This is a genomic window from Arthrobacter sp. 9AX, assembly GCF_902506095.1.
Taxonomy (GTDB): Bacteria; Actinomycetota; Actinomycetes; order Actinomycetales; family Micrococcaceae; genus Arthrobacter.
The window spans coordinates 3595496-3622309 of the sequence record NZ_LR733293.1 but is presented as its reverse complement, the minus strand read 5'-3'; the positions used below and the strand labels follow the sequence as shown (position 1 = coordinate 3622309).

The 26814-nt window shown below is 66.8% G+C and carries 26 protein-coding genes; 10 read left to right on the top strand and 16 right to left on the bottom strand.

Annotated elements, in window-relative coordinates:
* Positions 1–5: 5 nt before the first annotated feature.
* The gene (locus tag BACI348_RS16800) at positions 6–239 is read right to left on the bottom strand and encodes a DUF6480 family protein (protein ID WP_159828078.1); all 234 of its coding nucleotides are present in this window, start codon (positions 237–239) and stop codon (positions 6–8) included.
* A 77-nt stretch (positions 240–316) separates the two neighbouring features.
* On the opposite strand from BACI348_RS16800, the gene BACI348_RS16795 reads away from it, so the two are divergent.
* Positions 317–925 (top strand): GNAT family N-acetyltransferase, encoded by a 609-nt coding sequence (locus BACI348_RS16795; RefSeq protein WP_159828075.1) that lies wholly within the window; start codon positions 317–319, stop codon positions 923–925.
* A gap of 10 nt (positions 926–935) precedes the next feature.
* Here the strand turns inward: BACI348_RS16795 and BACI348_RS16790 are convergent, their stop codons facing one another.
* Positions 936–1856 (bottom strand): SGNH/GDSL hydrolase family protein, encoded by a 921-nt coding sequence (locus BACI348_RS16790; RefSeq protein WP_159828072.1) that lies wholly within the window; start codon positions 1854–1856, stop codon positions 936–938.
* 147 nt (positions 1857–2003) lie between these two features.
* On the opposite strand from BACI348_RS16790, the gene BACI348_RS16785 reads away from it, so the two are divergent.
* A complete protein-coding gene (locus tag BACI348_RS16785) occupies positions 2004–2735 on the top strand; it encodes a tyrosine-protein phosphatase (RefSeq protein ID WP_236557608.1) in 732 nt (243 codons plus the stop codon).
* A gap of 119 nt (positions 2736–2854) precedes the next feature.
* Positions 2855–5461: a trypsin-like serine protease gene (locus BACI348_RS16780; protein ID WP_268892360.1), complete on the top strand. Its 2607-nt coding sequence runs from the start codon at positions 2855–2857 to the stop codon at positions 5459–5461.
* 43 nt (positions 5462–5504) lie between these two features.
* Here BACI348_RS16780 and BACI348_RS16775 read toward each other — a convergent pair whose 3' ends face one another.
* Complete coding sequence (locus tag BACI348_RS16775) at positions 5505–5939, bottom strand: PaaI family thioesterase (protein ID WP_159828066.1); 435 nt, start codon at positions 5937–5939, stop codon at positions 5505–5507.
* A gap of 147 nt (positions 5940–6086) precedes the next feature.
* On the opposite strand from BACI348_RS16775, the gene paaZ reads away from it, so the two are divergent.
* Both paaZ and BACI348_RS16765 read left to right on the top strand, forming a co-directional pair.
* Positions 6087–8198 (top strand): phenylacetic acid degradation bifunctional protein PaaZ, encoded by a 2112-nt coding sequence (gene paaZ, locus BACI348_RS16770; RefSeq protein ID WP_159828063.1) that lies wholly within the window; start codon positions 6087–6089, stop codon positions 8196–8198.
* Between the two features lie 247 nt (positions 8199–8445).
* Positions 8446–8853, top strand: coding sequence for a VOC family protein (locus tag BACI348_RS16765; protein ID WP_159828060.1), 408 nt, complete (start codon positions 8446–8448; stop codon positions 8851–8853).
* Between the two features lie 68 nt (positions 8854–8921).
* Here BACI348_RS16765 and BACI348_RS16760 read toward each other — a convergent pair whose 3' ends face one another.
* The 5 genes from BACI348_RS16760 to BACI348_RS16740 form a co-directional block, all read right to left on the bottom strand.
* Positions 8922–9215, bottom strand: a complete 294-nt coding sequence (locus tag BACI348_RS16760; RefSeq protein ID WP_159828057.1) for a hypothetical protein — start codon at positions 9213–9215, stop codon at positions 8922–8924.
* A 25-nt stretch (positions 9216–9240) separates the two neighbouring features.
* The gene (locus BACI348_RS16755) at positions 9241–10332 is read right to left on the bottom strand and encodes a S1C family serine protease (protein WP_159828054.1); all 1092 of its coding nucleotides are present in this window, start codon (positions 10330–10332) and stop codon (positions 9241–9243) included.
* Between the two features lie 148 nt (positions 10333–10480).
* A complete protein-coding gene (locus BACI348_RS16750; protein ID WP_159828051.1) occupies positions 10481–11104 on the bottom strand; it encodes a TetR/AcrR family transcriptional regulator in 624 nt (207 codons plus the stop codon).
* Positions 11105–11160: 56 nt separating this feature from the next.
* On the bottom strand, positions 11161–12522 hold the full coding sequence (gene paaK, locus BACI348_RS16745; RefSeq protein WP_159828048.1) for a phenylacetate--CoA ligase PaaK: 1362 nt from the start codon (positions 12520–12522) through the stop codon (positions 11161–11163).
* A 6-nt stretch (positions 12523–12528) separates the two neighbouring features.
* Entirely contained in the window at positions 12529–12990 is a 462-nt protein-coding gene (locus BACI348_RS16740; RefSeq protein ID WP_159828045.1) for a hotdog fold thioesterase, read from the bottom strand.
* 270 nt (positions 12991–13260) lie between these two features.
* Here BACI348_RS16740 and pta point away from each other — a divergent pair, with 270 nt between their 5' ends.
* The 3 genes from pta to BACI348_RS16725 all read left to right on the top strand — a co-directional run bounded on the left by pta (position 13261) and on the right by BACI348_RS16725 (position 16438).
* Positions 13261–15339: a phosphate acetyltransferase gene (gene pta, locus BACI348_RS16735; RefSeq protein WP_159830251.1), complete on the top strand. Its 2079-nt coding sequence runs from the start codon at positions 13261–13263 to the stop codon at positions 15337–15339.
* Positions 15340–15626: 287 nt separating this feature from the next.
* Entirely contained in the window at positions 15627–16010 is a 384-nt protein-coding gene (locus tag BACI348_RS16730; RefSeq protein WP_159828042.1) for a cupredoxin domain-containing protein, read from the top strand.
* Positions 16007–16438 (top strand): hypothetical protein, encoded by a 432-nt coding sequence (locus BACI348_RS16725; RefSeq protein WP_236557607.1) that lies wholly within the window; start codon positions 16007–16009, stop codon positions 16436–16438. The genes BACI348_RS16730 and BACI348_RS16725 overlap by 4 nt, the downstream gene beginning before the upstream one ends.
* Positions 16439–16510: 72 nt before the next feature.
* On the opposite strand, the gene BACI348_RS16720 is transcribed toward BACI348_RS16725, so the two are convergent.
* Entirely contained in the window at positions 16511–16798 is a 288-nt protein-coding gene (locus BACI348_RS16720) for a hypothetical protein (RefSeq protein WP_159828039.1), read from the bottom strand.
* Positions 16799–16937: 139 nt separating this feature from the next.
* Here BACI348_RS16720 and BACI348_RS16715 point away from each other — a divergent pair, with 139 nt between their 5' ends.
* Positions 16938–18098, top strand: coding sequence for an acetate kinase (locus tag BACI348_RS16715; protein WP_159828036.1), 1161 nt, complete (start codon positions 16938–16940; stop codon positions 18096–18098).
* A 58-nt stretch (positions 18099–18156) separates the two neighbouring features.
* On the opposite strand, the gene BACI348_RS16710 is transcribed toward BACI348_RS16715, so the two are convergent.
* The 4 genes from BACI348_RS16710 to BACI348_RS16695 all read right to left on the bottom strand — a co-directional run bounded on the left by BACI348_RS16710 (position 18157) and on the right by BACI348_RS16695 (position 22068).
* Positions 18157–19161, bottom strand: coding sequence for an Lrp/AsnC family transcriptional regulator (locus BACI348_RS16710; protein WP_159828033.1), 1005 nt, complete (start codon positions 19159–19161; stop codon positions 18157–18159).
* Between the two features lie 125 nt (positions 19162–19286).
* The gene (locus tag BACI348_RS16705) at positions 19287–20534 is read right to left on the bottom strand and encodes an amidohydrolase (protein WP_159828030.1); all 1248 of its coding nucleotides are present in this window, start codon (positions 20532–20534) and stop codon (positions 19287–19289) included.
* Positions 20535–20548: 14 nt separating this feature from the next.
* Positions 20549–21301, bottom strand: a complete 753-nt coding sequence (locus BACI348_RS16700; RefSeq protein ID WP_159828027.1) for a hypothetical protein — start codon at positions 21299–21301, stop codon at positions 20549–20551.
* Between the two features lie 26 nt (positions 21302–21327).
* Complete coding sequence (locus tag BACI348_RS16695; RefSeq protein ID WP_442858508.1) at positions 21328–22068, bottom strand: DUF5058 family protein; 741 nt, start codon at positions 22066–22068, stop codon at positions 21328–21330.
* A 236-nt stretch (positions 22069–22304) separates the two neighbouring features.
* Between BACI348_RS16695 and BACI348_RS16690 the strand changes: the two genes are divergently transcribed.
* Complete coding sequence (locus BACI348_RS16690) at positions 22305–22937, top strand: GNAT family N-acetyltransferase (RefSeq protein ID WP_159828021.1); 633 nt, start codon at positions 22305–22307, stop codon at positions 22935–22937.
* On the opposite strand, the gene BACI348_RS16685 is transcribed toward BACI348_RS16690, so the two are convergent.
* The 3 genes from BACI348_RS16685 to BACI348_RS16675 are packed head-to-tail and all read right to left on the bottom strand — an operon-like array spanning position 22934 to position 26812.
* Positions 22934–24130, bottom strand: a complete 1197-nt coding sequence (locus BACI348_RS16685) for an NAD(P)/FAD-dependent oxidoreductase (protein WP_159828018.1) — start codon at positions 24128–24130, stop codon at positions 22934–22936. The genes BACI348_RS16690 and BACI348_RS16685 overlap by 4 nt on opposite strands.
* A 4-nt stretch (positions 24131–24134) precedes the next feature.
* A complete protein-coding gene (locus BACI348_RS16680) occupies positions 24135–24341 on the bottom strand; it encodes a hypervirulence associated TUDOR domain-containing protein (protein WP_159828015.1) in 207 nt (68 codons plus the stop codon).
* A gap of 8 nt (positions 24342–24349) precedes the next feature.
* Positions 24350–26812: a zinc metalloprotease gene (locus BACI348_RS16675; RefSeq protein ID WP_159828012.1), complete on the bottom strand. Its 2463-nt coding sequence runs from the start codon at positions 26810–26812 to the stop codon at positions 24350–24352.
* Positions 26813–26814: the final 2 nt, after the last annotated feature.

The window sequence follows — 26814 nt, the reverse complement described above, 5'->3', positions numbered from 1 at the left end:
ACGGGCTAGTCGAAGAAGCCCACGATGTAGCCGATGAAAAAGAGGAGGAAGAGCAGCACCCCGGCTCCGATGGCGCCGATCCAGAAGACCTGCTGGCCCTTCCCCGTTCCCCGTTGCCTGGGCTCCTGCGTGCCTGCCACCGAACCCTCACCCGGCGGCGTTTCACCGGGCGGCACTCCGCCACCGGGCTCCAGGCCGGTCAGCTTGTCGTCCTCCGGGTCCGGGTTGTTTCCTGACACGTCAACTCCTCGCTCGAAACGTCCAGGGTCCGTTCCCCAGCGTAACGGGCTGCGGTGGTTGGACCTAGGCTGGTGCAGTGACTTTCGTTGAACCCCTTACCCTGACCGGCCGGCATGTAATCCTCGAGCCACTGTCCCAGGATCACCACGACGGCCTTGTTGAGGCGGCCAGGGACGGCGAGCTGTGGCGGCTCTGGTACACGTCGGTGCCCGCGCCGGAGGAAATGGCAGCGGAGATTGAGCGGCGGCTGGCCCTGCAGGAACAGGGCTCTATGGTGCCGTTCACCACCCGGTTGATCGACCCCGCAACCGGCAGTCCGGGCAGGATCATCGGGATGACCACCTACATGAATATCGACGCCGGGACTCCCCGTTTGGAGATCGGCTCCACCTGGAATGCCGCTTCCGTGCAGGGGACAGGCACGAATCCCGACTCGAAGCTGCTGCTCCTGCGCCACGCGTTCGAGGTCCTGGGCTGCCCGGCGGTGGAGTTCCGGACGCACTGGCTGAACCACCAGTCACGCGAAGCCATTGCGCGGCTTGGCGCCAAGCAGGACGGCGTGCTCCGCAACCACTCCAGGACCCGCGACGGGATCCTGCGTGACACCGTGGTGTTCTCCATCCTTGAGCACGAATGGCCCATGGTCCGCGCCGGGCTCGAATACCGCTTGGCCCGGCGGGGATAGGAAGCGGGCTTTAGGGGCGTGCCAGCTGCTTCAGGTTCACCGAAGCGAGCAGTGCTGTGGCGTAGGCCTGGTGCCCTGCATCATTCGGGTGGAAGTTGTAGTCAGCAGCAAAATTGGTCGGCGACAACTGCAGCCATGATCCTGTCACTGAGTTGACAGCGTGCCCCGTAAATGCCGCGGTCACGTCGATGTATTGGACGTCTGTTCGAGGCAACGCATCAGCGATCCGCACGGCCCTTGCGATCGTGGCGTTGAGCGTCACGGTGGCGCCATTCATGAGCCGCTGATTTGCCGATGAAATTGGAAGAGCGATTGGGCTGTCTGGGTCGAAGAGCAGAGGATAGCCCAGCACGGCCACCTTCGCATTGGGTGCTAACACTTGGATTGTCGTGTACGTCTGAACGAGGCTGGCGGTGAGGAAGGCCAACGCTGTGGGTGACTCGGCCTGCGCCAGGGCAGCACGGCAGGTGGCCTCATCCGAGAAGGCGCAAACACCCAATACCCGTGAGAAGCCAAGATCGTTCGCCCCGGCCGTCATTGAAATGAGGTCAGTTTTTTGCGAAAGGGCCCGCTCTTTTACTAACGACCGGATTTGCTCCTGGACAGTCGGAGTGTAAAGAACCTGATCGTATGTGGGGCTCCGCTTGGAGAGCACGGCTCCATGGCACGCAGCGTTGTCGAGAAGATTCGCCCGGAGGGTCGCCGCGACTATGTCGACATAGCCCGGATGACTTTGCCAGCAATCAACCCCTGGCGGTCGAACTGCATCCTTGGCGCCCGTCCCTGCTGTGTACGAGTCCCCCAAAGCGGCATAGTCAACTTCGGGCGGCGCCGCGCCCGCAGGAACAGACGTGAAACCAAGTGCCATAGCAAGAGTGGCGAGGCCTGCCGCAAAAGCCGAGTGACGCCGTCGTACTGATGCATTTCCCATGGGGTTCTCCTTGGAACGTCCGAAGACAGGTGGGTGTCACCGTACTCCTGTCCAGGGGCCGCGTCACCGGTTGCGACTACCCCATCTTCACGTAAAAGTGCCCTAACGCGACGTGCACCTCTGTGGCGCGTGTGATTAGCTGTGCCGATGAAGAGAGCTGACGGGTCCATGGATTGGGATGGTGCTGTCAATGCTTGGCACGTTGCCGGCGGCGTCTACCGGATGGGGCGCCGTGAGTGGCTGACCGGGACCGGGTGGAAGCAGGCGTTCGACGACGGCGTCCGAACCGTGGTGGATCTTCGCGGCCCCGCCGAGGGGCGGCGGCGGGACACTGATCCCGTAGTGCCCGCCGCTGCCTGGGCCGGCATCAATGTGGTGCAGGCGCCTACCGAGCAGCCGGGTGACCCCCGGTTCACGGCCCTCACGGGCGCGTACCTGAACGATCCGGCGCACTACGCCGAAAACGCCCGGCTCTTCCCCGAAAAGCTGGTGGGCGTCTTCCGCGCCATCGCCGGTGCCACACCAAAAGGTGACGTGCTGCTGCACTGCGCCGCCGGCCGTGACCGCAGCGGAATGGTGGCGGCCATGGTCCAGGACCTCGCGGGGGATTCCGACCAGGACATCGCCGAGGGTTACCGCCGTGCAGCCCGCGGCATCAACGAGCGGTACCGCACGCACGGTCCACCCCACGACCGCGAACGCTACGTCGAGGAGCACGAACTGGGGCCACTCCTCGAGCAGCATGGTGACGCCGTGGTGGAGTTCGTGCGGGGCCTCGACACCCCCAACTACCTTCTTGCCAACGGCCTCAGCCCTGCCGAGCTGGATGCCGTCCTGGCCATATCCCACGTGAGGGTAGATACAATGGGACCAGTGTGACGCATGTGACATGAGGTGCTGATGTTTCCTCAGTCACGTGGATCGGCAGAGAGACGGACATGAGCGGAACGACAGCACCAACGACCAGGACCTCCCCCAGGCCCTGGCAAAAATCGAACGTGGACAAACTGCGCCGTGTGCTCGCCCTGGGCGCCGCCGCAGGGATGCTGGCCTCCTCCGCCTATGCAGCCGTCCCCGCCTTCGGCGCCGGTGACGTGAACCCGAGCCCCACCTCGGCGGCCGGTACGGACGCGACGGCAGCAGCTGCGGAACCGGTTGGCCCGTCGCCGGCACCGGTCGCACCGCCCAGTCCAGCCAGTTCACCAAGTCCAGCCATTTCCCCCCACCACTCGGACGCAGCGCTCGCCGACGCAGTGCAACGGGACCTGAAGCTCACTCCGCAGCAGTTCGAGGCTGCAGGCGAGCTGGGTGCCCAGGCCGCGGCCGCAGCGGTGCGGCTGCGCCAGGTACCGGGTTACGTGGGGATCCGGATTGCGGGACGCTCGATTATTGTGACCGGCTCCGGCAGTGAGCTCCAGGCTGCGGTCACCGCGCTCGCCGGAACCATCCACGGGCTGTCCCTCGAAGCACCCCCTGCACACCCTTCCGCGGCCGCACCCGCAGCGGCGCCGCCGTCGTCCATTGCTCCTTCCGCCACCCCGCAGGCCGGTGCACCCGTGGCGGCCCGGTCTGAGCTGGCGGTGAGCACGGAACAGCTTTTCCAGGAGTATGTCCGTGAGGTGGGGATTGCAGGGCTGCAGGCGGTGGTCACCTCCGGCGGCAAATTCGTCATCCGGACAGGCGGCATTACGTCAGCGCAGTCGACGCAGGGCGGCGCCGGCGGAGCGTCCTCCAGTCCGGCGCCCGCGGCCGAAACCGCAGCCCCCGGTAAGATTTCCCCGTCGCAGTTCGTCTCGCGGTACGCCAACGTGGAGCTCGACGGCGGCGCGCCCCTTAAGCCGGAAGCGGATGTCCCTGGGGGCGTGGGGTACCAGACGGACCAGAACTGGACCTGCTCCACCGGGTTTTCTGCCTTTGATCCCAGCGGGCTTCCATCTGTCCTTACTGCTGGGCACTGCGGTGAGGACGGCGCCTCCACAACGGCCACGCTGCTTCCGCGTGCGTCCGACAGCCTGCTGGGCAACTTTCGGTTCAGCCAGTTCGGCGGCCCTGGAAACTCCCCGGTGGTCAATCCCAACGTCCCAACGGGCCCCGACTACACGGCCGTCACTGACCCCGGCAATGTTGGCACTGACATTGCTGTCATCGGCGCCATACGACCCGATTGGGATCCTGCGCCTGCCGCGGACACGTACGGATACAAGCCGTACGCGGACAAGATCGTCGGGATAAAGGCCCCGGTGGTTGGCGACACCGTCTGCCGTTCAGGATGGGCAACCCAGTGGTCCTGCGGGCACATCGACGCTGTCGGGATTATTCTCGTGGGTGGTCCAAACTATCCCGCCGACCCCAACGACATCCGGGCCTTCAACGGTTTCCTCTCCTACGACGTCCAGTCCAGCAGCGGTGACTCCGGGGGGCCCTGGATCAGCGGCAATTACGCCGTCGGCACGCACTCCGCAGGCGCCGTTGAGAGGGACAAATCGGGCAACGTCATTCGAACCGTTGCCGTGGCAGCCACCCTGGAGGACTCCCTCAACGTGCTGCCCGGCTACCAGCTGGAACTCTTCCTTAACAAGCCCGAGCTGACCGCCCCGGCGGACATGACCTTCCGGGCCGGCACCCCCATCACGGGCCGGGTTCCGGCCGCGCCCGCCTCCGCCGTGGCCGCCGGTTCCCAAGTCCGCATCACCTATGCCGGCCGCCAGCCGTTGGACGTGCCCGTGCAACCCGATGGCACCTGGTCCTTTACCGCCCCGGAAGCACCGGGCCCGTTCAGCTTCACGGCAGAGACCCTGAACGGGTTCAACCGCTCCGGTGCGGTGTCACTGGACGTCGTCATTTCGCCATCGTTCCTTCCCGCGCCCACCATTACTACGCCTGCCAACCAGCCCCCGTCCGGACTGACAACCGTCGACGGCACGGGAACGCCGGGTGCCACCATCACCCTGTCCGGTGACGTCGCCGGCTCGGCCCTGGTCGGGGATGACGGCCACTGGACCATCGCCCTGCCGGCCCCGGCCCCCGCGGGCAAGGTGAGCGCCACTGCCGTCCAGTCCTACCCGGGACTCACGGACAGCGCGGCCACCACCGTGGCCTTCTCGGTCATGCCCCCGCCACCGGCCATCACCAGCCTTTCCGCCGGACAACACGTCAAACAGGACGCCCTGCCGGCAGCCATCGTGGGAACCGGACTGAACGGCGCGGACGTGACCGTGGCCGTCGACGGGAAGCCCGTTTCCGCCGCCGCTGGATCGGCTGGGGCGGGCTCTACGGGATCCCGTGCCGTGGGAATGGGGCTCGCTCCCTTGGCCCTGGTGGCCAGTGGAACCTGGCAGGTTCCGTTCCCCGCCGGACTGGCAACCGGGACCCATACGGTGACGGCGGCCCAGTCGGTGGATGGAGTGGCTTCCACCACGGCGCAGCTCACATTCACCGTCGATGCCCCGCCACCGGTACTTCCCGCAGGGAACATCACGGCCGGGAGCCTCGCTGCCACGGGCGCCTCCGGGCTCCTTACCGCAGCGGTCGCCGCAGCGGTCGCACTCGCCGTCGGGGTCCTGCTGATGGTGCTGGTCCGCCGTCCGAAGGGGCGCCGGACCTAGGTTTCGACAGGCTCAACCGCCGGCCGGGCGGGCTCACCCCCGGCTATTTGTGGCGCTTCATCAGCAGGTTGGTGATGCGCAGGGTGCAGAGCCGCTGGCCGGCCTCGTTGGTGATGACTACCTCGTGTGTGGTGAGGGTGCCGCCCAGGTGGATGGGCGTGGCCGTGATGGTCACCTGGCCCTCGCGCGCGGAGCGGTGGTGGGTGGCCGAAACGTCCACGCCTACCGCGGTCTTGCCCATGGTGCTCGCATGGATCACCGCCGCCCAGGAGCCCACCGCCTCGCCCACGGCCAGCGACGCGCCGCCGTGCAGCAGCCCGAAGGACTGCCGGTTTCCCTCCACAGGCATGGTGGCCACCACCCGCTCCACCGACTCCTCCAGGATCTTCACGCCCATCTTCTCGTCGAGCTCACCGAGGGTGATCTTCCACAGCTCGTGCGCGTCTTCGGCGGCATCCTGCGGTGATGGGGCGCTCATACGTTCTCCTTTGAAGGTGGCCATTTCAGTCCCGGGCTTCTAGTGTGCAGCACAGCACTTCATGTATGGTGAATATATTACCGAACGGACGGTCAGTAATCATTGGCCGCCGAAGTATGTCCCCCTTGTTGGAAGGATCCGTCAACGATGACCACCACCGCCACAGCTCCCCAGGCCACGGTCGACACCGTGGAGACAGTGCCCAGCTACATTATGGATGCGTGGTGGACGCCCGACGACGGGTCGGCAGGTTCCGCTGTTCCCGTCCGGGACGCGAGCACGGGGGAGATCCTGGCCAAGGTGAGCACCGAAGGGCTGGACCTCAGCACGGTGGTGGAGTACGGCCGGACCACCGGGCAGGCCGAACTCGGCCGGCTGACTTTCCACCAGCGCGCCCTCAAACTTAAGGAACTGGCGCAGTACCTCAATGCCAGGCGCGAACACTTCTACACTTTCTCGGCCCAGACCGGCGCCACCAAGATCGACTCCATGATCGACATCGACGGCGGCATCGGCGTCCTCTTCACCTTCGGCTCCAAGGGTCGGCGGGAGCTCCCCAACTCCCAGGTGGTGGTGGACGGGCCCATGGAGATGCTGTCCAAGGACGGCTCCTTCGCCGGCGAGCACATCTACACCCGTATTCCGGGCGTTGCCGTGCAAATCAACGCGTTCAACTTCCCCGTATGGGGCATGCTCGAGAAGTTTGCGCCCGCCTTCATCGCCGGTGTCCCCACCATCGTCAAGCCCGCCACCCCCACAGGCTACGTGGCGGCGGCCGTGGTCAAGGCCATCGTCGAATCCAACATCCTCCCCAAGGGATCGCTGCAGCTCATCTCCGGATCGGTCCGCGGCCTCCTGGACGTCCTGGACTACCGCGACCTCGTGGCCTTCACCGGTTCCGCGTCCACGGCGCTGTCCCTGAAGTCCCACCCGAATGTGGTGCAGGGCGGTGTCCGGTTCACGTCCGAGACCGACTCGCTCAACGCCGCCATCCTCGGTCCCGACGCGGTGGAAGGCACGCCGGAGTTCGATGCCTTCGTAAAGTCCGTTGTCACCGAGATGACGGCCAAGGCGGGGCAGAAGTGCACCGCCATCCGCCGCGCCATTGTGCCGCAGGAACTGGTCCCGGCCGTGTCCGCCGCCATCGGCAAGCGGCTCGCCGAGCGTGTTGTCCTCGGCGACCCCCGCGCGGACGGTGTCACCATGGGAGCGCTCGCCTCCGTGGAACAGCTCAATGACGTGCGCGAGGCCGTGCAGTCCATGCTCGACGCCGGCGGTGAGCTTGCGTACGGAACTCTCGATTCGCCGTCGGTCACCTCGGCCGACGGGACCACCGGCGTGGTGGACGGCGGCGCATTCATGGCGCCCGTCCTGCTGAACTGGCAGGACCCCGAGGCGGAGGAAGTCCACTCGCTCGAGGCGTTCGGTCCCGTTTCGTCGGTGATTGGCTACAAGGACATTCCCGACGCCGTCCGCCTCGCCGCCCGTGGCAGCGGCTCCCTGGTTGCCTCGGTCTGCACGAACGATCCCGCCGTTGCCCGCGAACTCGTCACGGGAATCGCCGCCCACCACGGCCGCGTCCTGATGCTCAATCGCGAGGACGCCCGCAGCTCCACCGGGCACGGCTCACCGGTACCGCACCTGGTCCACGGCGGTCCCGGCCGCGCCGGCGGCGGCGAAGAACTGGGCGGCATCCGCTCGGTGATGCACCACATGCAGCGCACCGCCATCCAGGGCTCGCCCAACATGCTCACCGCCGTCACCGGCATCTGGCACACCGGCGCGGACCGCAACTTCACCGTGGAAACCGAGGGGACGCACCCGTTCCGGAAGTCGCTGGAGACACTGCGGGTTGGCGACGCCGTCCGGTCCGGCCTGCGCCAGGTCACCCTCGAGGACATCACCGCCTTCGCCAACTCCACCGGCGACACGTTCTACGCCCACACCAACCAGGAAGCCGCGGAGGCCAACCCGTTCTTTCCCGGCATCGTGGCCCACGGCTACCTGCTGCTCTCCTGGGGTGCCGGGCTGTTCGTGGAGCCTGCGCCGGGCCCGGTCCTGGCCAACTATGGACTGGAGAACCTGCGTTTCATCACCCCCGTGGCCGCCGGGGATTCCATCCGGGTGACCCTCACCGCCAAGAAGATCACCCCGCGTGAAACCGACGAGTACGGCGAGGTGGCCTGGGACGCCGTCCTCACCAACCAGGACGACGACATCGTTGCCACCTACGACGTCCTCACCCTCGTGGAGAAGTAACCCCACCTCCGACGCTCTCTCACATAATGCGCGTTTTCCCCTGGCGCTCTCTCACTCTCCTAAGGAAAGTGAGAGAGCGTTTCGGCTGGGGGCGCATTAAGTGAGAGAGCGTTTCCGGTGGGGCGCATTAAGTGAGAGAGCGTTTCGGGTGGGGGCGCATTAAGTGAGAGAGCGTCTGAAGCAGGGGGAACGATGGGGGCGTTTTGGAACGCAGAAGCGTAAAATTCTCCCCGTAGGAGGTGGCTAGATGAGCCTTAGATTGAACACAGTCACAACCGTCCTGCCAGTCGATGATCCGCAGCGCGCCCGCCGGTTCTACACCGAAAAGCTCGGACTCCCGCACCGCGGAATGACTGATGACGGAAGCGAACTCCTCGGCACCAACGGCGGTCCCATGCTGCAGTTGTTGCCCGTCTCGGATGGCAAACATTCCGAGCACACTGCACTGAGCTTCGAGGTGACGGACATCGAACGGACGGTCCGGGACATGGAAGCCAGGGGAGTGCAGTTCCAGGACTACGACCTGCCGAACCTCAGGACCGAGAACCATATCTGCACCACGGACTCGGAGAAATGCGCCTGGTTCATGGACACCGAGCACAATATCCTCTGCGTCCACGAATCGCGGGGCGTGCAGGCCGAGTACGAACTCTAAAAGACCCACTGAAAACGGTAGGCGCGCCCCGGAATCCGGGACGCGCCTACCGCTGTCTTGGCAGTGGGTCAGGACTCGGCGCCGGCGTGCAGGCCGTCGTCACTGCTGTCGTCCGACGGCGCTGCCCCGGTCTGGTCCGAGAGGTCCATGTTGCCGCGGGCCTCCTCCATGGTGGGACCGCCGGAGGGGACGCTGTACGTGTCCGGGCGGATGCCGTGGGACTGTTCCTCGATCAGGGCCTGTTCTTCGCTGAAGCGGATCGCGTTGGCTTCGTCTCCGGCATCGCCGGGCACGTCCTCGCGGAGCTTGGACGGGTCAGGGATGATGTATCCGCCGTCTGCTTCTTCCTTGGGGTGGCTCATGTTGCTTCCTTCCTCTCGGGTTTAATTACTGGGTTGGTCGGTCTATCAGGTCAGCTTTAAGGTCAAGGCTTTGACCGCCGCGCTTGACCTTGAAGCTGACGGTATCGCCGGGATTGCGGTTGCGGAGTTCGGCCAGGAGTTTCTCGGGGGCGTTCAGCGCCACGCCTTCCATGGACTCCAGGACGTCACCGGGGCGGATGCCTGCCCGTCCCGCCGGGCCGTCCCCGTCCACTGCCAGAACCACGACGCCGGTGCTTGCCTCAATGCCCAGCTGGTCGGCGATCTGCGGGGTCAGTTCGCCGGGGGTCAGGCCGAGGTAGGCGTGCTGGGCCGTGCCATCGGCCAGCAGTTCCTCGGCCACCTGCACGGCCGTGGCCGCCGGGATGGCGAAGCCCAGGGAAACGGCGCCGGCCGACGGCGGGATGTAGGCCTCGCTGATGCCGATGATTTCGCCGCGCATGTTAATCACGGCGCCGCCGGAGTTGCCGGGGCTGATGGGGGCGTCCGTCTGGATCAGGTCCACCAGGGACAGGCTGTTGGAGGCCGAACCCGGGATGGAGCGGTGCAGGCCGGAGATGATCCCGGCCGTGGCCGTATTCTCGAAGCCCAGCGGGGACCCCAGGACCACGGCGCCTTCCCCTACCTTGGGCAGGTTGCTTTGGTACGTGGGCTTGGGCAGGCCCTTCCGGTCAGCCTGCACCAGGGCAAGATCTGTGACGGCGTCGCTGGCCTTGACGGTCCCTTTGACCCGCTGCCCGTCAGCGAAGCCGACTTCCACCTCAGTGTTGCCTTTGATCACGTGCTCGTTGGTCAGGATCAGTCCGTCGGCTGAGTAGACAACACCGCTGCCGAGTCCGCCCTCGGTGAAGATTGTCACCACGGAGGGAGCCAGGTTTTCCACCAGCTCCGGGATGCCGCCAGTCTCACTGGAACCAGGGGAGGGGCCGGCCGACGGCGAGGTGCTGCCGCCCGTCGATGCGGTCGATGGGCTGGGCCCCGGCGGAGGCTGCGAACCGGTGCAGCTGGTGAGTGTCAGTGAGGCGGCGAGTACCCCTGCTCCGGCAACTGCGCCGAAGCGGGCGGTGCGGCGGGATCCCTGGCTGTTGCTGGTGCTCATGGACGGACCTCCTGCGAATGCTGGGTGTCCTACCACCGTAGCCGGGCAACGGCACAAATACCAAGCACGCTTATTATTCGGAGGGACCAAGGACCCGAGCGCATCAGCCCGCGCACCAGGGTTGGGACCGGGCCGCGGTTGGGAGGGTTCAGGGCTGGGAGTGGAGCCCGTCGAACGCCATGGTGATGACGTCGTCTGCAAGCCGTTGCGGGGAGAGGGAGCCGCCGGGTTTGTACCATTCCACGATCGAGTTGATCATGCCGAAGAGGAGCCGGGTGACCGTCCGGGGGTCGATGTCCTGGCGCAGGGAGCCCTCGTCGCGGGCGGCGGAGATCAGGCCGGCTACCTTGTGGTCGAAAGCGCGGCGGCGTTCCAGCGCATCGCGTTCAATCTCGGTGTTTCCGCGCAGGCGCAGGAGCAGCGTGACGAACGGCAGCCGGTCCACCAGCACCGCCACTGTCTGTCTCAGCACAAACTCCAGCCGGGCATCGGCCGCGCCGGACGTGGCCTGCGGCTCCGCCAGGATGGCTTCCAGGCCGCCAAGCGCGTGGTCCAGGGCGAGCTTGAGCAGGTCGCCCTTGGACGGCACGTGGTGGTAGATTGCCGACTTCGAAATGCCCAGGTTGTCCGCCAGGATACCCATGGACGTCGCGTCGTAGCCGTGCCGGTTGAAGACGTCGACGGCGATGCGCAGCACCGATTGCTGGTCGTATCCGGGACGGCCGCGCTTGGCGCCGTTGGCGCTGCCTGCTGTTTCAGTGGTGCTGGGCATAGTGGCTAGTTTCTCACGAACGGTCGGTCAGTCTCCGCAGGTCGGTCGGCACAGGCCTACCCCTTCGGGCGCAGGTCATAGATCCGGCGCAGCTTACCGTTGGACCGCTCAAGCGAGCCCGGCTCCACCACGTCCACCGCGCACGAGGAACCCACGTGGATCTTGATCTGCTCCTTCAAGGTGCGTGCCGCCGTCATACTCTGCTCGACGGTGACGGCGTCCCGGCGCTCGATCCGCACGGTCAGCTGGTCCATCCGCTGGCCCTCCGGCCGGGTGAGTTCGAGCTGGAAGTGCGGGCTGAGCTCCGGGATCCTGAGCGCGATTTCCTCGATCTGGGACGGAAAGAGGTTCACGCCGCGCAGGATGATCATGTCGTCGCTGCGGCCGGTGATGCGGCCCATCCGGCGGTGCGCGGGGCGGGCCGTGCCGGGCAGGAGCCGGGTGAGGTCCTTGGTGCGGTAGCGGATGATCGGCAGCGCTTCCTTGGTCAGGGAGGTGAAGACGAGTTCGCCGTGTTCGCCGTCGCGCAGGACGTTCTCCTTGCCCACCACCGGGTTGAAGGCATCGATGATTTCGGGGCGGAAGTGGTCCTCCCAGATGTGGCTGCCGTCCTGGGTCTCTACAGCCTCGCCGGCGACGCCGGGGCCCATTACCTCGGACAGCCCGTAGATGTCGCAGGCCTTGATGTTCATCATGACCTCGAGCTCGTGCCGCATTTCCTGCGTCCACGGCTCGGCGCCAAGCACTGCAAACTTCAGCGACGTGGAGGCCGGGTCGATGCCCATATGCGCCATGGCGTCGGCGATGGTCAGCAGGTACGTGGGGGTGGCCAGGATGGCGTCGGGCTTGAAGTCCTGAATCAGCTGGATCTGGCGTTCGGTCTGGCCGCCGGACATCGGGATGACCGTGCAGCCCAGCGCTTCGGCGCCGGCGTGGGCACCCAGGCCACCCGTGAACAGGCCGTACCCGTACGCGTTGTGGACCTTCATGCCGGGGCGGATGCCGGAGGCGCGGAAGCTGCGGGCCACGAGCTTGGCCCAGTCCGCGAGGTCCTGCTTGGTGTAGCCGACGACGGTGGGCCGGCCCGTGGTGCCCGAGCTGGCGTGGACGCGGGCCACTTCGCTCTGCGGCACCGCGAACATGCCGAAGGGGTATTCGGCGCGCAGGTCGTCCTTGGTGGTGAACGGGAAGTTGCCCAAGTCACTGAGTTCGCGCAGGTCGCTGGGATGGACGCCGGCGTCGTCGAACTTGCGCTTGTACAGGGGGACGCGATCGTAGGCGTAGGCCACGGTGTGCTGCAGGCGGCTGAGCTGGAGGGCTTCGAGCTCGTCGCGGGAGATGGTTTCCTCGCGGTCCAGGACGGCGTCTGTCTGCGCCGTGCCGGCGGACGTGGGGGTTTCAGGGGCGTGGAGGGTCATGGTTTCCTACTTCTTGGGGATGGTCCGGCTGCGGCCGCGGAACTCGGCGATGAGCTCACCTGGCATTTCGGAACCGGTTTGGGCGCCGGCGTCGGCAGCGAAGATCTGGATGTCGTACAGCCCGCTGCGGCCTGCGCTGGAGCGGCGGTCCGCGACGGCGGTGATCACCTGGCCGCGGTAGGCCGGCTTGAGGAAGTTGATGTCGACGCCGGCGGCCACGGTGATGTTGTTTTCCTCGCCGGGTGCCGGGCTGGCCGGGTTGCAGGCCAGGGCGAAGGCAGAGTCCGCAAAGGCGAAGATCATTCCGCCGTGCGCCATGCCGAAGCCGTTGAGCATTTCCTGGCGGAGGGTCATCCGGATGGTGGCGTGCCCGTCGCTGAGGGCGAGGACCTCGAGCCCCATCCATTCGGAGGCGTAGTCGTTTTCCAGGATGGGGTGGACAACCCCGGAAACTGTTGTTTCAGCCATGCGTCATTGCCTCCAGCTTTATTTACCGAATGTTCATTAGGTAATCCCATGAGGGGGTCCGGTGTCAAGGGGAGGCAGCGTTGGGACGTACCACTCCTGCCCAGTTGCTTGGCCGTTCCAGCTACCCGGACCGCAGGATGCCGCGTGGTGTACGGGGCGCCGGGCGTTGGCAGAAAGCAACTGGGCTGGAACGCACGCATGCAGCGCCCAGCTTCGCGGGAAGGTGCAAGGATGGAGTACCGGCAGCACCACACCAGCAAAGGGCGGACCATGGCCACAAGCATCTACGTCAGCGCAACCACCCCCGGATCGGGCAAGTCCCTCGTGGCCCTGGGCCTGGCGGACACCCTGCACCGCCACGCGGACCGGATCGGCTTCTTCAAGCCCGTGGTCCACGGCCCGGATCCTGCGGACGATCCCATGGTGGCCTTGATGAAGTCGAGGTTCGAGCTGGAGGACGAACGCTGCCGCGGCGGCCTCACCCATGAGGAGGTCCGGTCGCTGCTCGCCGAAGGCAAACGCGAGGAAATCGACTCCCGCTGCGTGGAGATCTTCGCCGGGATGTCCCGGCACTGCGACGTGGTGATCATCGAAGGGACCGATCTCACCGGCCAGGACGCCGCCGTCGAATTCGACCTGAACGCCCGGCTCGCCAACAACCTGGCCGCCCCCGTGGTTGCCGTGGTGGGTGCCAAGGGGCGCACCGTGGCGGAGGCGGCGGCCGCCGTCGAGGTTGCCCGCAAGGAGCTCGCCGCCGAGAAATGCGCCCTGCTGGCCATCATGGTGAACCGCGCGGACCCGGACGACGTCGAGGCTATCGCCGCCGCCGTGAAACCCGGCGCCTCCGGGCGGCCCGTGTATGTGCTGCCCGAGTTGGAGGAGATCGCGCGGCCCACAACCGGTGAAGTGGCCGCTGCGCTGGGTGTGCGGCAGATCGCCGGCCGGGCCGACATGGAACGCGACGTGCGCGACATCAAGGTGGCGGCCATGAACGTGGGCAACTTCCTGAACGTGCTGGACGAGGGCGCCCTGGTGATCGTTCCGGGGGACCGCGCCGACGTGATGGTGGCATGCCTGGCGTCGTCCTTCTCGCCCGAATTCCCGGTGGCGTCCGCGCTGATCCTCACCGGCGGCCTGGCACCGGACGCCAACATCTACCCGCTCCTGGCGCAGGCACCGTTTCCGGTCTTCGCCGCCACTGACGATACGTACACCACCGCCCGCCGCGTCTCCGAGGTCCGCAGCGAGATCTGGTCCGGGCATCGCCGCAAGGTGGCATCGGCACTCGGGCTCTGGTCCCGCACCGTGGATGAGGCTGAGCTGGTGGAGCGGCTGCACCTGCCGCGGGCCGAGCGCATGACCCCGCTGCGTTTCCTGCACGACCTCATCGAACGGGCCAGGGCGCAGCGCCGCCATGTTGTCCTGCCCGAGGGGACGGACGTGCGGATCCTGCGCGCCGCCGAAATCCTGCACCGGCGCGACGTCTGCGACCTCACCGTCCTCGGCCCGGAATCAGACGTCCGCGAGCTAGCCGCCGCCCGGGGCATCGACCTGTCCGGTATCAACATCGTGGACCCCGCCACCTCGGACCTGAGGCAGAAGTTCGCCGAGACATACTCGGAACTGCGCGCCCATAAGGGTGTGGACTTGCCCAAGGCCCTGGAGATCATGCAGGACGTGAGCTACTTCGGCACCATGATGGTCCAGCTCGGTGTGGTGGACGGGATGGTTTCCGGCGCGGCCCACACCACCGCGCACACCATCCGGCCGGCGCTGGAGTTCGTGAAGACCCGCGAGGGCGTGAAAATCGTGTCCTCGGTGTTCCTGATGCTGATGCCGGACCGGGTGCTGGTGTACGGCGACTGCGCGGTGAACCCGGATCCCAACGTGGAGCAGCTGGCGGACATTGCCCTGGCCTCCGCGGAAACGGCTGCCCAGTTCGGCGTGGAGCCGCGGGTGGCCATGCTCTCCTACTCCACGGGCGGCTCGGGCTCCGGGGGAGCCGTGGACAAGGTCCGGCAGGCCACCGAACTGGTGCGACGGCGCCGCCCGGACCTCGCTGTCGAAGGCCCCATCCAATACGACGCCGCGGTGGACGCGGCCATCGCCGAATCCAAAATGCCTGGCTCGTCAGTGGCCGGGCAGGCCACTGTGTTCATCTTTCCGGATCTGAACACCGGCAACAACACCTACAAGGCGGTGCAGCAGAGCTCGGGGGCGGTCGCCGTCGGGCCCGTCCTGCAGGGGCTGCGCAAGCCGGTCAACGACCTCTCCCGCGGCTGCACCGTGGAGGACATCGTGAACACGGTGGCCATCACGGCCATCCAGGCGCAGGCGCCGGCTTCCTAGCAACGAGGGCCCACGCCCGCGGGGTTACCTGGCCGAGCTTGCGAGGCCAGGGTGCGGGTGGAGGGCCCACGCCCGCGGGATTACCTGGCCGAGCTTGCGAGGCCAGGGTGCGGGTGGGGAGGTCACCTAAGCCCTTCCCGAGCGGAATTGGGCGTTGAGTGACCTTGCGTTGGCCCGTCTGCCCCCAATTTCCGCACACGCGGGCTCACTTCCGGCAAGTAGGCGGACAATAAAAGAACGGGCAGGGGGCTCCCTGCGGTGGTTTCCGGCAGCGAGGACGGTGCGGGATGAAACCGGTTGGGCGTACGGCGGCAGCACTGCTGATGACGGCGCTCCTGGTGGGCGGCTGCGCCCCAGGGGGCGGAAGCGGAACCGGTACGCCGCCACCCGGAGGAGCGAGCACCTCTGCAGTCCCCGCGGCAGCGGCCACCATCACCATCAAGGACTTCGACTACGGAGAGCCGGTCACGGTGGGGCCCGGCGCGGTGGTGGCGGTCATCAACATGGACTCCGCCCCGCATACGGTCACCGCTGAAAAGGACAAGGTTTTTGACGTCGACGTCGGCGGAAGCGGCGCGACAGGCACTTTCACGGCCCCCACCGAGCCGGGCACCTATCCATACTTCTGCGTTTATCATCCCAACATGAAAGGAACGCTGACGGTCAAATGAACATGACCCTGAGGGTGCTGACAGCCTTGGCGCTGTTCATCGACGCCGGGGTGCATATCCTGCTGGCTCCCGGTTACCAGGTGGCCAACCCCGGCGGCATCGGGCAGGGCAACCTGTTCCTGCTCGAATCGGCCGCGGCAGTGCTGGTGGCGGTCTATGTCCTGGTCCGGGGCAGCAAGCCCGCCTACGCCATGGCACTGGCCGTTTTGTTGAGTGCCCTTGCGGCCGTGGTGCTGTACCGGTACTTCGACATCCCGGCCTTTGGTCCGTTCCCTGCCATGTACGAACCCGTGTGGTTCTTTGAAAAGACCCTCAGCGCCGTGGCAGAAGGTGTGGGAGCGGTGCTGGCAGCCATCGGCCTCGTCCGCGCGCCCTCCATGCGGCGGGTACATGGCGCGCCGGGACCTGCCCGGGGGCATCCCGCCTGACGTCCCCTGACGTCCGGCAAGCAACGGACGACGGCGGCACCCGGGGGAGTGCCGCCGTCGCCCTTTGCTTGCCTAACTGTTGTCCGGCTTGGCCAGGCTGTCCGGGTCCTCTTCCTTTGCCGGTTCGTCGGAGAGGCCCTGCGGGGTGAGGTCCAGGTTCTCGGTGTTCTCCGGCGCTTCAGGGGCTTCGCCCGTCTCGGAGGCCTTCACGTTGCCGGTATCGTCCAGGGCCGGGTTGGCGCCCTCTACACCGGTGGGGTCCTTGGGCTTGTCACCGGGCTGCGCATTCAGCGGAGCGGTGCTGCTGGATCCCGTGTTTGTGGGGTCGTTCCCGTCGCTCTGGGTGGGCTCGTCTGTCATCGAAATGTCCTCTCGCCGTGGTCCAGCCTGTCCGCCGACTCTATGCACTGGCCGCTCCGATCCGCAAGGAAACGGCTCAGTCCGCCGCGCCACCTATAGTGGGGTTTGAACTGCAGAAGCCAGGCTCAGGAGGCCCCGCATGCTCGTGCTCGTCATCAATTCCGGCTCATCCTCCCTCAAGTACCAGGTGCGCGATGTCGCGGCCGGCAACGTACTGACCGAGGGACTGATCGAAAAGATCGGCCAGGGCAACGGCGGTGACGGCGACGGTGAAATCGTGGGCCCGCGGGACCACGCAGAGGCACTCGAACAGGTGGACGAGGCCATCCATCAGGAGCTGGGCGACCTCGAGCTGGCCGCCGTGGGACACCGCGTGGTGCACGGCGGCGAGCGGTTCGCCGAGCCGGTCCTGATAGACAACGAGATCACCCGCGCCATCGAACGGCTCAACCCGCTGGCGCCCCTGCACAACCCCGCCAACGTGCTGGGCATCCGCGCGATCAGCAAAAAGTGGCCAAAACTGCCGCAGGTGGCCGTGTTCGACACCGCCTTCCACCGCACCCTTCCTGAGCACGCCTGGCGCTACGCCGTACCGGACGAGCTCTACACCAACCACGGCATCCGCCGCTACGGCTTCCACGGGACTTCGCACGAATACGTCACCCGCCGGGCTGCTGAGCTGCTGGACCTGCCGGTCAGCGGGTTCGACGGCGTCATCGCCCACCTGGGGAACGGCGCCTCGGTCACGGCCATCCAAGGCGGCCAGTCGGTGGACACCTCCATGGGCTTCACGCCGCTGGAGGGCCTGGTGATGGGGACCCGCTCGGGCGATCTGGACCCGTCCATCCTGGTGTTCCTGGGCCGCGCCGGCTGGAGCCCCGAGGACATCGACACTATGCTCAACCGGGAATCCGGGCTGAAGGGCCTGGCCGGCAACAACGACATGCGCTCCGTGGTGGAAGCGGCGGAGGCCGGCAATGAGAAGGCGGCCACCGCGCTCGCGGTCGCTTCCTACCGGCTCGCCAAGTACATCGGCGGCTACCACGTGGCCGTGGGCGGGGCGAAGGCGCTGGTTTTCACTGCAGGCATCGGCGAGAACTCACACCAGTTCCGCGCGCTCGTCGCCGGGAAGCTGGGGGCGCTGGGTGTGGAGCTCGACGCCGGCCTGAATGCCCAGCGGTCCAAGGAACCGCGCGTCATTTCCACGCCGCAGTCCGCCCTGCCCGTCCTTGTAGTACCCACTGACGAGGAACGCGCCATCGCAGAGGCGACTGCCGCCGTCGTCTCTTCATCGAGGTGAGGTGCAGGGGTATGTCTTCGGTTCTCCTGCTGGGAGCGGTGGGACAGGAGCGGCCTGGTCATCCAGCCGTGCTGTCTCCGGGTTTCTCCGGGAGGCCGTCCCGGTACCGGACGGTGCTTCGCTTGAAGATCTCCGCGTAGATAGAGCCGCTCACTGAAAGGACATCGTCTCTGTCCAGCAGCCCGGCCAGGAGCAAGCGCAGGTCGGCAAGCGTGGAGGTGGCCACCTGCGCCACAACCTTTTCGCCGGACGCTGCGGCCCAGCGGGTCACAGGCAGGCTGGCCAGGTGCTCACTTACACCCGGGACCTGGGCATGCGTCCGGGTCAGGGTCAGGAGCGCCTCCACCGGGAAGCCAAGGACAGCCGGGTCCACTACCGCCCTAATGAACAGGACGCCGGCATTGATCATGGCCTCCAGCCGGCGGCTCACGGTTGCCTTGGAGACGGACAGCTCGCCGGCCAGCTCATCCACCGTTGCACGGCCATTTCGGTGCAACAGCTCAGCCAGCATCGCATTGGTTTCATCCAGCGGCGCCAAAGGGCTGCTGCTTGGCAGCCCTGCGAGGCGGCCGTCCTCGTCGGGGTGCAGGACGGCGTACTGTTCGTTGCCCAGGATGTCCGGCGTCCAGCCGCTGGGCGTGCGGAAATACTCAAGAAGCGGCGTCATCTCGAAGGACTGGACGCCCTCCACTTCTGCCAGGCGCCCGTACAGGAACCCACCGAGCTCGTCGGTGGAAAGGAACACCTCGGCCACGCTTTCGCTCGCTCCGGCCAGCGCACTGACCCATGACGTCTCGTTCTGGTCGGCCAGCCACGAGCACACACTGCGCAGTTCGCGGGGAGCTGCCGTGACACGGAGCAGAAAGCCCGCGCGTGGGCCGACGGACGCAGGGTTGATGAAGGAATTGGTGCGGACGACTCCGGATTCGAGGAGTTTGTTGCCGCGGCGGGCCACTGTCCGCTCCTGCTGGCCAAGAACCTCGGCGATAACCCGCCACGGCGCCCGGCCGTTCCGCACCAGGGCAGCGACAATCTGACGGTCGAGCCCATCAAGCTGGTCCATGCCGCACCCCCGTTCGCTGAAATCCCGCTGCCCGCGGGGCAGGCGCGACTGAACCGCGCGCAGCCCGTCCCGCATGCACTCCGGAAAGGGTGCGGGGTGGCGGCTTGGCCGCCACCCTGCATACATCAGTTCCGGCCCAGATAGGCTAGCACCCCGGAGAGCGCCGCCCCCGTTCCGCCAACCACGGCGGCACGGGCGTCCGGGGCAAAGAACGGCGAGTGGTTGCCGGCCGGGGACGCGCCGTCCTCAAAGAGACCCGGTTCGAAGGCGCCGAAGGCCCAGAACACACCCGGGACGCCAATCGCGTCGCTGAGCCATCCGGCATCTTCGGATCCCATCCCCAGCGGTGCTTCGACCAGGGCTTCCGCTCCGAAGTCAGCCCTGAAGGCTTGCGCCACCCGGGCGGCGGACGCCGGATCGTTGAAGCAGCGGGGGAAGTTGTTCAGTTCTTCGATGACCGGTTCGGGGGCGCGCGAGGCTGCAGCTTCGGCGGAAATGATGCGCCGGATTGCTTCCAGGACCGCGGCGCGGGTTTCCTCATCAGGGGTACGGACGTTAAGGGAGAACTCCGCGGACTCCGGAATGATGTTTTCCTTCAGCCCGGCGTGGAACGTCCCCACCGTAACCACCGCCGGGGTGGTGGGCGGGAGTTCGCGGGAGACGATGGTTTGCAGGCGCATGACCATCGCGGCGGCGGCAACAATGGGGTCGATGGACTTCTCCGGCTGGGAACCGTGCGCCTGCCGGCCGTGGACCGTAACTTTCCAGGAGTCAGCAAGGCTGGCCATGTGGCCGCCCCGGATAAGGAGCTTGCCCTCGCTGAGCGGCATAACGTGCTGGGCGAGTACAACCTCCGGTTTCGGTGCCCGGTCCCACAGCCCGTCGTCGATCATCGCCCTGGCACCGTAGGCGGTCTCTTCGCCGGGCTGGAAAATGATCACCAGCGTCCCCGCCCACAGCTCAACCCGTTCCGAGAGGAGGGCGGCAAGCGCAAGAGCTGCGGCGATGTGGGTGTCGTGTCCGCAACCGTGCATGACCGGGACGGTGGCGCCGTCGGGCAAGGCACCCGTCGCAGCGCTGGCGTAGTCCAGGCCTGTCTGCTCCGCTATCGGCAGGCCGTCGGTGTCGGCACGGAAACCGATGACCGGGCCTTCGCCGTTCCTGAGGATCCCGACGACGCCGGTCCGGCCGCATCGGAACGAGTCGATGCCGAGCCCGGCCAGATGGGCTTCGATGTACTCGGCGGTCTGGAATTCCTGGGCGGAAAGTTCGGGGTTGGCATGGAGGTGCTTGTAGACCTCAACGTAGCGCTCCACAAACGATTCAGGAACAGCGACGCCGGCTGTGAGCCGCGAGTCGGTGGTGGTGGTCATCTTGGGTTTCCCTTTCAGTGGGTGGGTTCGGAAATCGTTGTGGGCTGCTTTTCCTGCGTGGAGCCGGTTGGCGCCGTTTTCGACCGCGCCAACCATGAAGCGGCAATGGTGATGATGACTGCCAGTGCCGTGGCGAAGTAGGTCAGGGCCGGCGCGAGGGGCACAACAACAAAGACGATGGCGGCCGCAACTGCCACCGCGACCATCGTGGTGCGGCGGCTTTTCATTGCCAGGACGCTTTGGAGCACCACTGCCCCGAAGATCGCGGGCAGGATGTAGCTGCGGGCAGTGGCAATCAGCGGTGCGGGCAGCATGCCCACAAGCCAGGTGCCCAATACGCCCACGAAGAGGATGAGCGTGGTGATGTGGACCAGGACCGCACCGATGATGGCGCTTCCGGCGATGAGTTCCGCGCGCCGGGTACCCGGCTTTTCGCCGAGGTTGGCCTGGGCCACGATGGCTGCGGGGAGCAGCTTGTTGGCGATGTTGCCGATCAGGAACGCCTGGTACATGGCGGAGCGGCCCAAAATGGGAAAGTAGGACACCGGCTCAATCACTGCGATGATCCCGAAAGTGGCCAGTACTGCACCAACCGCGGTGACCAGCTCCAGCGGGGTCACACCCACGCCGGTGCCGAAGGCGGCGTACAGCGCCGCAGCCAAGGAAATGAGGAGTCCGAGGCCCAGCGTGATGGGTCCCCAAACAGAGGTGGTGCGGTCGAAGGCGGAAAATCCTGAGGTCTTCTCAGCGGGTGTCAGTGTAGGCATCTGAATGGCTCCTGTCGGGTGGGTTTTCAGGCTGCGGTCATGAAGTAGGCGGCGGAGAGCGCCACAATGATGGCCACTCCCAATCCCCATTCCCGCAGCCAGGGGAGCCGGAACTTGTGTGCCAGCACGAGGCAGATGGCCATGGCGCCGGCGGAGGCGACCATGGTCCCCAAGTGGGCCGGAGACTTGAGTACTTCCTGGAACGCCAGCGTGAAAAACGCGCCCAGCAGCGCCGCCGTCGGGACGATGGCCATCACTGCAGGGTTGACCTTGCGAAGCTTTGCGTCGCCCTTGCTCATGATGGGGGTGAGGATCAGGGCCGTGAGCATCCAGACGAGCCCCCCGATGGTCATCGCCGCAAAGGCGATGGCGAAGATTTTCTGGGTATAGCTGGGGCCGCCCAGCTGCGCACCCTGGGTACCTGCTGAGATGCCGGCTGCGGCCACATCGAAGGCAGCCGACCCGACCAGTCCGATGCGCGTCAGTACAGCGGGTGTGCCAAAAAGGGGCAGCAGGCTGATGGCGATGAGTGCGACGGCCAGGGACGGTCCGATCGCCGCTACCGCTCCGGAGCGGACCGAGCCGGCCACCTGGGCCCGCGACAGGTCAGCTGCGGGAGCTGCTTTGCTGATGGCCTTGAAGTAGATAACGGATTGCAGGATTACCACGGCGAAGACGCCCACCGCGGATGCCCACAGGACGGGGTGATGGATGAGGGGGGTGATGTCTGTGGAACTGGGATCGACCGCTGTTAAGACCACGTGCACTCCTATGAAGACCTATGGACAAACATCATTGAGTGTCCAAATATGGATATGAATGGCTGTCAATGTCTATATTTCTCATTTATAGAGCATTGAATGTCCATAAGTACATACTTTGAAGATTTCCGCCCGATTACAGCCGTGGTGCGGCGGCGTAACTTTTGCGGCCGGACTTCGGTCCTGGAAGGCTCCTGCAGTTCAAAGTGAGCAATCGACGGGCCTTGGAGTAGCCTCGGTCCATGCCGCACATCACCCTGCCGATCCGGACGGAACGGCTCATCCTGCGCCGCTTCGAGGGCAGCGACCTGGACGCCTACCACGCCTACCATTCGCTGCCGCAGACGGCACGGTTCCTGCCCGGCCCGGCCAAGACGTACACGCAGTCGATGGAGCGGGTGGGCAAGTACGCCAACTTCGCCTTCGAGAAGGAGGGCGACTGGGTGGCGCTCGCCATCGAGGACCCGGCCCGTCCCGGCCTGCAGGGCGAGGTGGTCCTGAAGTGGCTCCCCGGCCGGGGCCAGGGCGAAATCGGCTGGACGCTGGCGCCCGCTGCCCGGGGCAAGGGCTACGCCACCGAAGCCGCGGACGCTGTGCTCAAACTCGGCTTCGAAGAACTGGGCATGCACCGGATCGAGGCCCGGCTGGACGAGCTCAACACGGCATCCGCAGAACTCTGCCGCCGGTTGGGCATGCGGCAGGAGGGGCGGCACGTGGACAAGTGGCACTACAAAGGCCAGTGGGCCACCGAGCTGATCTACGCGGTCCTGGCCGACGAGTGGCGGGTGGACCGGGCTTTGAAGCGCCGCACCTCGCAAGCCCGGCCAGGGAACCTTGCGGTCGTGGGCCCTTCGTCAATAACCGGCAGTGCCTAGGCGCGGCCCTTGAGGATCAGGTTCCAGTACACCTGCGGGAAGATGGTCCGGTCCACCACCCAGGACAGCTTGCTCTCGTTCCAGGTGGGGACGCGGGGGATGGTGGGCATGGGCCGGTAGCGGTCGTCGAACTCGGCGAACACCACGGTGTCGCGGGAGACGGTGAACGGGCACACGGAGTAGCCGTTGTACTTGGCCGGCAGCCGCTTCCCCTTCCGGCCGGCCACCAGGTTCCTGGCCAGCACGGAGGTCTGCTTGCGCAAGGCACCGCCGGACTTTGAATTGGTGGTTCCGGCGGCGTCACCCAGGGACCAGACGTTCGGGAACCGGATGTGCCGCAGGGTCTGCCGGTCCACCTCCACAAAACCGCCGGCGTCACCGGCCGCGGGCAGGTCGGTGGCCTTGAGCCAGTCCGGAGCCGATTGCGGCGGCACGCCGTTGAGGACGTCGTAATGCAGGACTTCCTCATCGCCGGTTTCCGTGTTGCGGATCGTTGCCCGCTGCCCGGACGCGTCAACGGACACCAGTTCGCTGTTGGTCCACAGCTCGATCCCGTACTCGGCGATCTTGCGGTCCAGCTCCCGGTCCACCTCCGGCACGCCGAACACGGTGGGGTAGGGCTGCACCATCACCACGCGGATGCGGTCCAGGACGCCCTGGTCCTTCCAGTAGTCGCAGGCCAGGTACATGGGTTTCTGGGCTGCGCCGCCGCATTTGACCGGTCCGGCGGGCATCGTGAACAACGCGGTACCCGATGTCAGCCCGCTCAGCAGGGTCCAGGCCTTGGGCGCCAACTCGAACTCGTAGTGGGAGGCGCCGTTCGGCGAATGGACCGCGTCGCGGAGCCCGGGCACGGCATCCCAGTCATACTGCAGCCCGGGGCACACCACCAGCTGTCCGTACGCCACCGTGCCGCCGGACGCGAGGCTCACGGTGTTCGAGTCCGTGTCCACTCCGGTGGCGGCGTCCCGGATCCACGTGACCCCGTCCGGGATCAGGGGTTCCTGCGGCCGGATGGCTTCGGCGGCTAAGGCCCGGCCCCCGGCGATGTGCGAGAACAGGGGCTGGTACAGATGGTGCTCCCGCGGTTCGACGACGGCCACGTCCTTGACCCCGTAACGCTCCAGCCGGGCGGCGAGGGAGATGCCCGCATTGCCGCCGCCGATGACCACCACCTCATGCTGCGCGGCCACCGTGCTACTTCCGTTCCGTCAGGGCCGAGGCTTTGTGTGCGGCACGTGCCCCGGTTTTCGCCGATTCCACCACGTACTGGGGCTCATCCTCGCTGGCGCGGTGGGTGTTGCCGTCCAGCTCGAAGTCACTGGTCTTCTTGTCCACGATCTTGCCGTGCGTCTTGCCCTGCGGCGTATTCCATTCCACGGACGTTCCCTTGCTCAACGACATCGGCTCTCCTAGCTGGGGTTTGCAGTGGACTGGGCTTGCACGGCCGGGGCCGTGCCCCCAGTATCCGCCGTTGGGGCCGGCGTCTCAACGGGGGTGTACGACGGCGGAGCGTCACCGGGGGCGGGCTGGCTCGGCGGGGCGGTGGCAGGCGCTGTTCCTGCCGGGGCAGGTGCCCGGGTTCCTGTGAGCGAACCGGGCGCGGTCTGTCCGGGTGCCGGCACACCCGTTCCGGTCGGCGCGGCGGGCTCGGCTGTCCCGCCCGGCGGGACGGTGGCCCGGGAAGTGCCGGTGGGCGCCGGGTTTTTCGTGGCGCTGGGGTCTGCCCTGATGATGGCTGTGATCTGTTCCTTGTAGGCGGCCAGCCGGCCCTGGATTTCCGAGAGCGGTACGTTTCGGATGGTCCGGCCGTACTCCGCGATCTCTGCCCACAGCGCCTGCAGCGAAGCCATGCCTTCGTCCGTTAACGGGCCGTCCAGGGTGAGGACGAGCTGGCTGGCCAGGGCGTAGGTGAGGCATTGTAAGCAGTTGTAGTTCGCGGCGGCCGAGAGGTTTTCTGGCACAATAACGTCCGCCTGGCCCACGATGAGGACCACCTGGAAACCCACCGCCACGGCCGAACAGCCGCTGCAGCTGGCAAAGGCGTAGGCCTCGTTCCGGGTGTCAACGGATTCTCCGTCCTCGGCCCACACCAGCGCGAAAGCCACGCTGTAGGTGACGGACCCGTCGGTGGTGTTCACCGCCAGTGCCTGGTTGCCGTCCTCCTCGGGAGCGTCCGGCCGGTCGAACGGGAACACCCACGACGGAGCGGCTGCACCGGCGCCGCCGGATGCGGCGGATCCAGCCGGGTCAACGGCGGATGAGCCAGCACCCGCACCCCCTGCGGGAACCAGCACCATGGCCAGCTGCGGGTTCTCCCGGGTCGGCTTCGCGGCTCCCTCCGGCCAGAGCGCAACGGTCCGCCCGCTGCCGCCCTCCCGCAGGGCACTGCCTGCGGACGGCAGGACTGAGGAGGTTGCATCAGCCAGCGTCCCGCGTTCGTAAGGCTGGACCGGACGGTACGTCCCGCCGTCGGGCCACCATGCCCAGGCGAGCCCCGCCAACAGCGCGGCCACGGCACCCATGGCAGCGGTGCGCTGCACAACCTTGCCGCGCGTCTTCTGCCAGAGCCCGGTGACCACCTGCCGCAGCAGGCGCCCCAGGATGTACAGCATGCCCAGGGTGGGCAGGACAACGGCCGCGATGGCCAGGGCGCGGACCGCGGCACCGGCGAAATCCCCGGACGACAGGCCCTCGGTGAGCATGGCCTGTTGCTTGGCGGCGCTGGCCCAGGCGGTGGCCAGCAGCCGCGGAAGGGAGATCACCATCATGGCCAGGCTGAACAGCAGCAGCGGCACGGTGACCAGCACCCACAGCGTCACGACGGCGCGTGCCCAGGGCTTGAGGACCTTGTTTTCCGGCCGCCCCCACCGCCAGGGGAGCAGGCCGAGGAGGACAGGCTTGATGCGCTGGAAGAGGTCCGGGACCCCGGTGGCATCGGCCAGGATGTGGTAGCCGTCGAACCTGACCAGGGGCAGCAGTTGGCGGACCATCTGCAGGATCTGTGTGACCACCACCAGCAGCAGGGCATCGAAGCCGGTGGCCCACCACAGCCCCATGATCGCCACGGCAACGGTGGCGTTGAAATACAGCCCGCCCAGGTCGGTGCGGAGGCGGCCGCCCCGGCCCAGCCGGTAGGAATCCGTGACGTCCGTAAAGAACGCCGGCCAGACCAGGTACAGGCCCGCACCCATGGCGCCCGGCGTGGCACCGCCCTTGCGCGCAGCGGCGGCGTGCCCGAACTCGTGGAAGCCGGCAGACAGGATGGTCACGGCAAAGACCAGCAGCAGCAGGACGGGATTCTCGAACGCCTCATGGGTAGCCGATCCCAGCCCCTTCACCATCAGCACCCACCAGCACGACGCCAGGAACGCCGCCGTCACAGCCACCACAATCAGCGGGTTGAACAGGGCCGTGAAGGGTGCCGTGATCCTTCGGGTCCGCTCCGGATCGGTCACCGTGTAGCGGAAGCGCATGCCCAGCAACGGGTTGGCTTTGCGCACCTCCGGCTGCGACCCGTCGGCCAGCCGGAGCAGGCCAAGCGGCAGCAGCTGTGAGTCCATCAGGGTCCGAACGTTGCCGGCGCTGATGAGCCGGCCGGACGCCCCGCTGGCGTATTCGGCCACCTCCTCCACCGTGCGGTTGCCGTCCACCGCTTCGAGCACCGCGAACAGCAGCGGCGTCAGCTGCAGCGTTTGCCCGTCCGCGCGGCGGACCAGTGACGGCGGCTCCCGGTAGCCGGATCCCAGCGCCCGGCCGATCAGCTGGACCCCGTCCGCCCGGGCGGGAACGTGCAGCGGAGGCCCGCCTGGGAGTGCAGCGGACGACGACGGCGGGCCGGGCCGGGTGCGCGGCCCGCCGCTGGTGTGGGTCATCC

What these genes read in the sequence shown, in the direction of transcription:
- BACI348_RS16765 (WP_159828060.1), top strand. Translation starts at nt 8,446, where the DNA reads ATGAGCCTTAGATTGAACACAGTCACAACCGTCCTGCCAGTCGATGAT.
- BACI348_RS16700 (WP_159828027.1), bottom strand. Translation starts at nt 21,301, where the DNA reads ATGCCTACACTGACACCCGCTGAGAAGACCTCAGGATTTTCCGCCTTC.
- paaK (WP_159828048.1), bottom strand. Translation starts at nt 12,522, where the DNA reads ATGACCCTCCACGCCCCTGAAACCCCCACGTCCGCCGGCACGGCGCAG.
- BACI348_RS16730 (WP_159828042.1), top strand. Translation starts at nt 15,627, where the DNA reads ATGAAACCGGTTGGGCGTACGGCGGCAGCACTGCTGATGACGGCGCTC.
- pta (WP_159830251.1), top strand. Translation starts at nt 13,261, where the DNA reads ATGGCCACAAGCATCTACGTCAGCGCAACCACCCCCGGATCGGGCAAG.
- BACI348_RS16785 (WP_236557608.1), top strand. Translation starts at nt 2,004, where the DNA reads ATGAAGAGAGCTGACGGGTCCATGGATTGGGATGGTGCTGTCAATGCT.
- BACI348_RS16790 (WP_159828072.1), bottom strand. Translation starts at nt 1,856, where the DNA reads ATGGGAAATGCATCAGTACGACGGCGTCACTCGGCTTTTGCGGCAGGC.
- BACI348_RS16775 (WP_159828066.1), bottom strand. Translation starts at nt 5,939, where the DNA reads ATGAGCGCCCCATCACCGCAGGATGCCGCCGAAGACGCGCACGAGCTG.
- BACI348_RS16720 (WP_159828039.1), bottom strand. Translation starts at nt 16,798, where the DNA reads ATGACAGACGAGCCCACCCAGAGCGACGGGAACGACCCCACAAACACG.
- BACI348_RS16705 (WP_159828030.1), bottom strand. Translation starts at nt 20,534, where the DNA reads ATGACCACCACCACCGACTCGCGGCTCACAGCCGGCGTCGCTGTTCCT.
- BACI348_RS16760 (WP_159828057.1), bottom strand. Translation starts at nt 9,215, where the DNA reads ATGAGCCACCCCAAGGAAGAAGCAGACGGCGGATACATCATCCCTGAC.
- BACI348_RS16680 (WP_159828015.1), bottom strand. Translation starts at nt 24,341, where the DNA reads ATGTCGTTGAGCAAGGGAACGTCCGTGGAATGGAATACGCCGCAGGGC.
- BACI348_RS16725 (WP_236557607.1), top strand. Translation starts at nt 16,007, where the DNA reads ATGAACATGACCCTGAGGGTGCTGACAGCCTTGGCGCTGTTCATCGAC.
- BACI348_RS16750 (WP_159828051.1), bottom strand. Translation starts at nt 11,104, where the DNA reads ATGCCCAGCACCACTGAAACAGCAGGCAGCGCCAACGGCGCCAAGCGC.
- BACI348_RS16710 (WP_159828033.1), bottom strand. Translation starts at nt 19,161, where the DNA reads ATGGACCAGCTTGATGGGCTCGACCGTCAGATTGTCGCTGCCCTGGTG.
- BACI348_RS16740 (WP_159828045.1), bottom strand. Translation starts at nt 12,990, where the DNA reads ATGGCTGAAACAACAGTTTCCGGGGTTGTCCACCCCATCCTGGAAAAC.
- paaZ (WP_159828063.1), top strand. Translation starts at nt 6,087, where the DNA reads ATGACCACCACCGCCACAGCTCCCCAGGCCACGGTCGACACCGTGGAG.
- BACI348_RS16690 (WP_159828021.1), top strand. Translation starts at nt 22,305, where the DNA reads ATGCCGCACATCACCCTGCCGATCCGGACGGAACGGCTCATCCTGCGC.
- BACI348_RS16675 (WP_159828012.1), bottom strand. Translation starts at nt 26,812, where the DNA reads ATGACCCACACCAGCGGCGGGCCGCGCACCCGGCCCGGCCCGCCGTCG.
- BACI348_RS16755 (WP_159828054.1), bottom strand. Translation starts at nt 10,332, where the DNA reads ATGAGCACCAGCAACAGCCAGGGATCCCGCCGCACCGCCCGCTTCGGC.
- BACI348_RS16715 (WP_159828036.1), top strand. Translation starts at nt 16,938, where the DNA reads ATGCTCGTGCTCGTCATCAATTCCGGCTCATCCTCCCTCAAGTACCAG.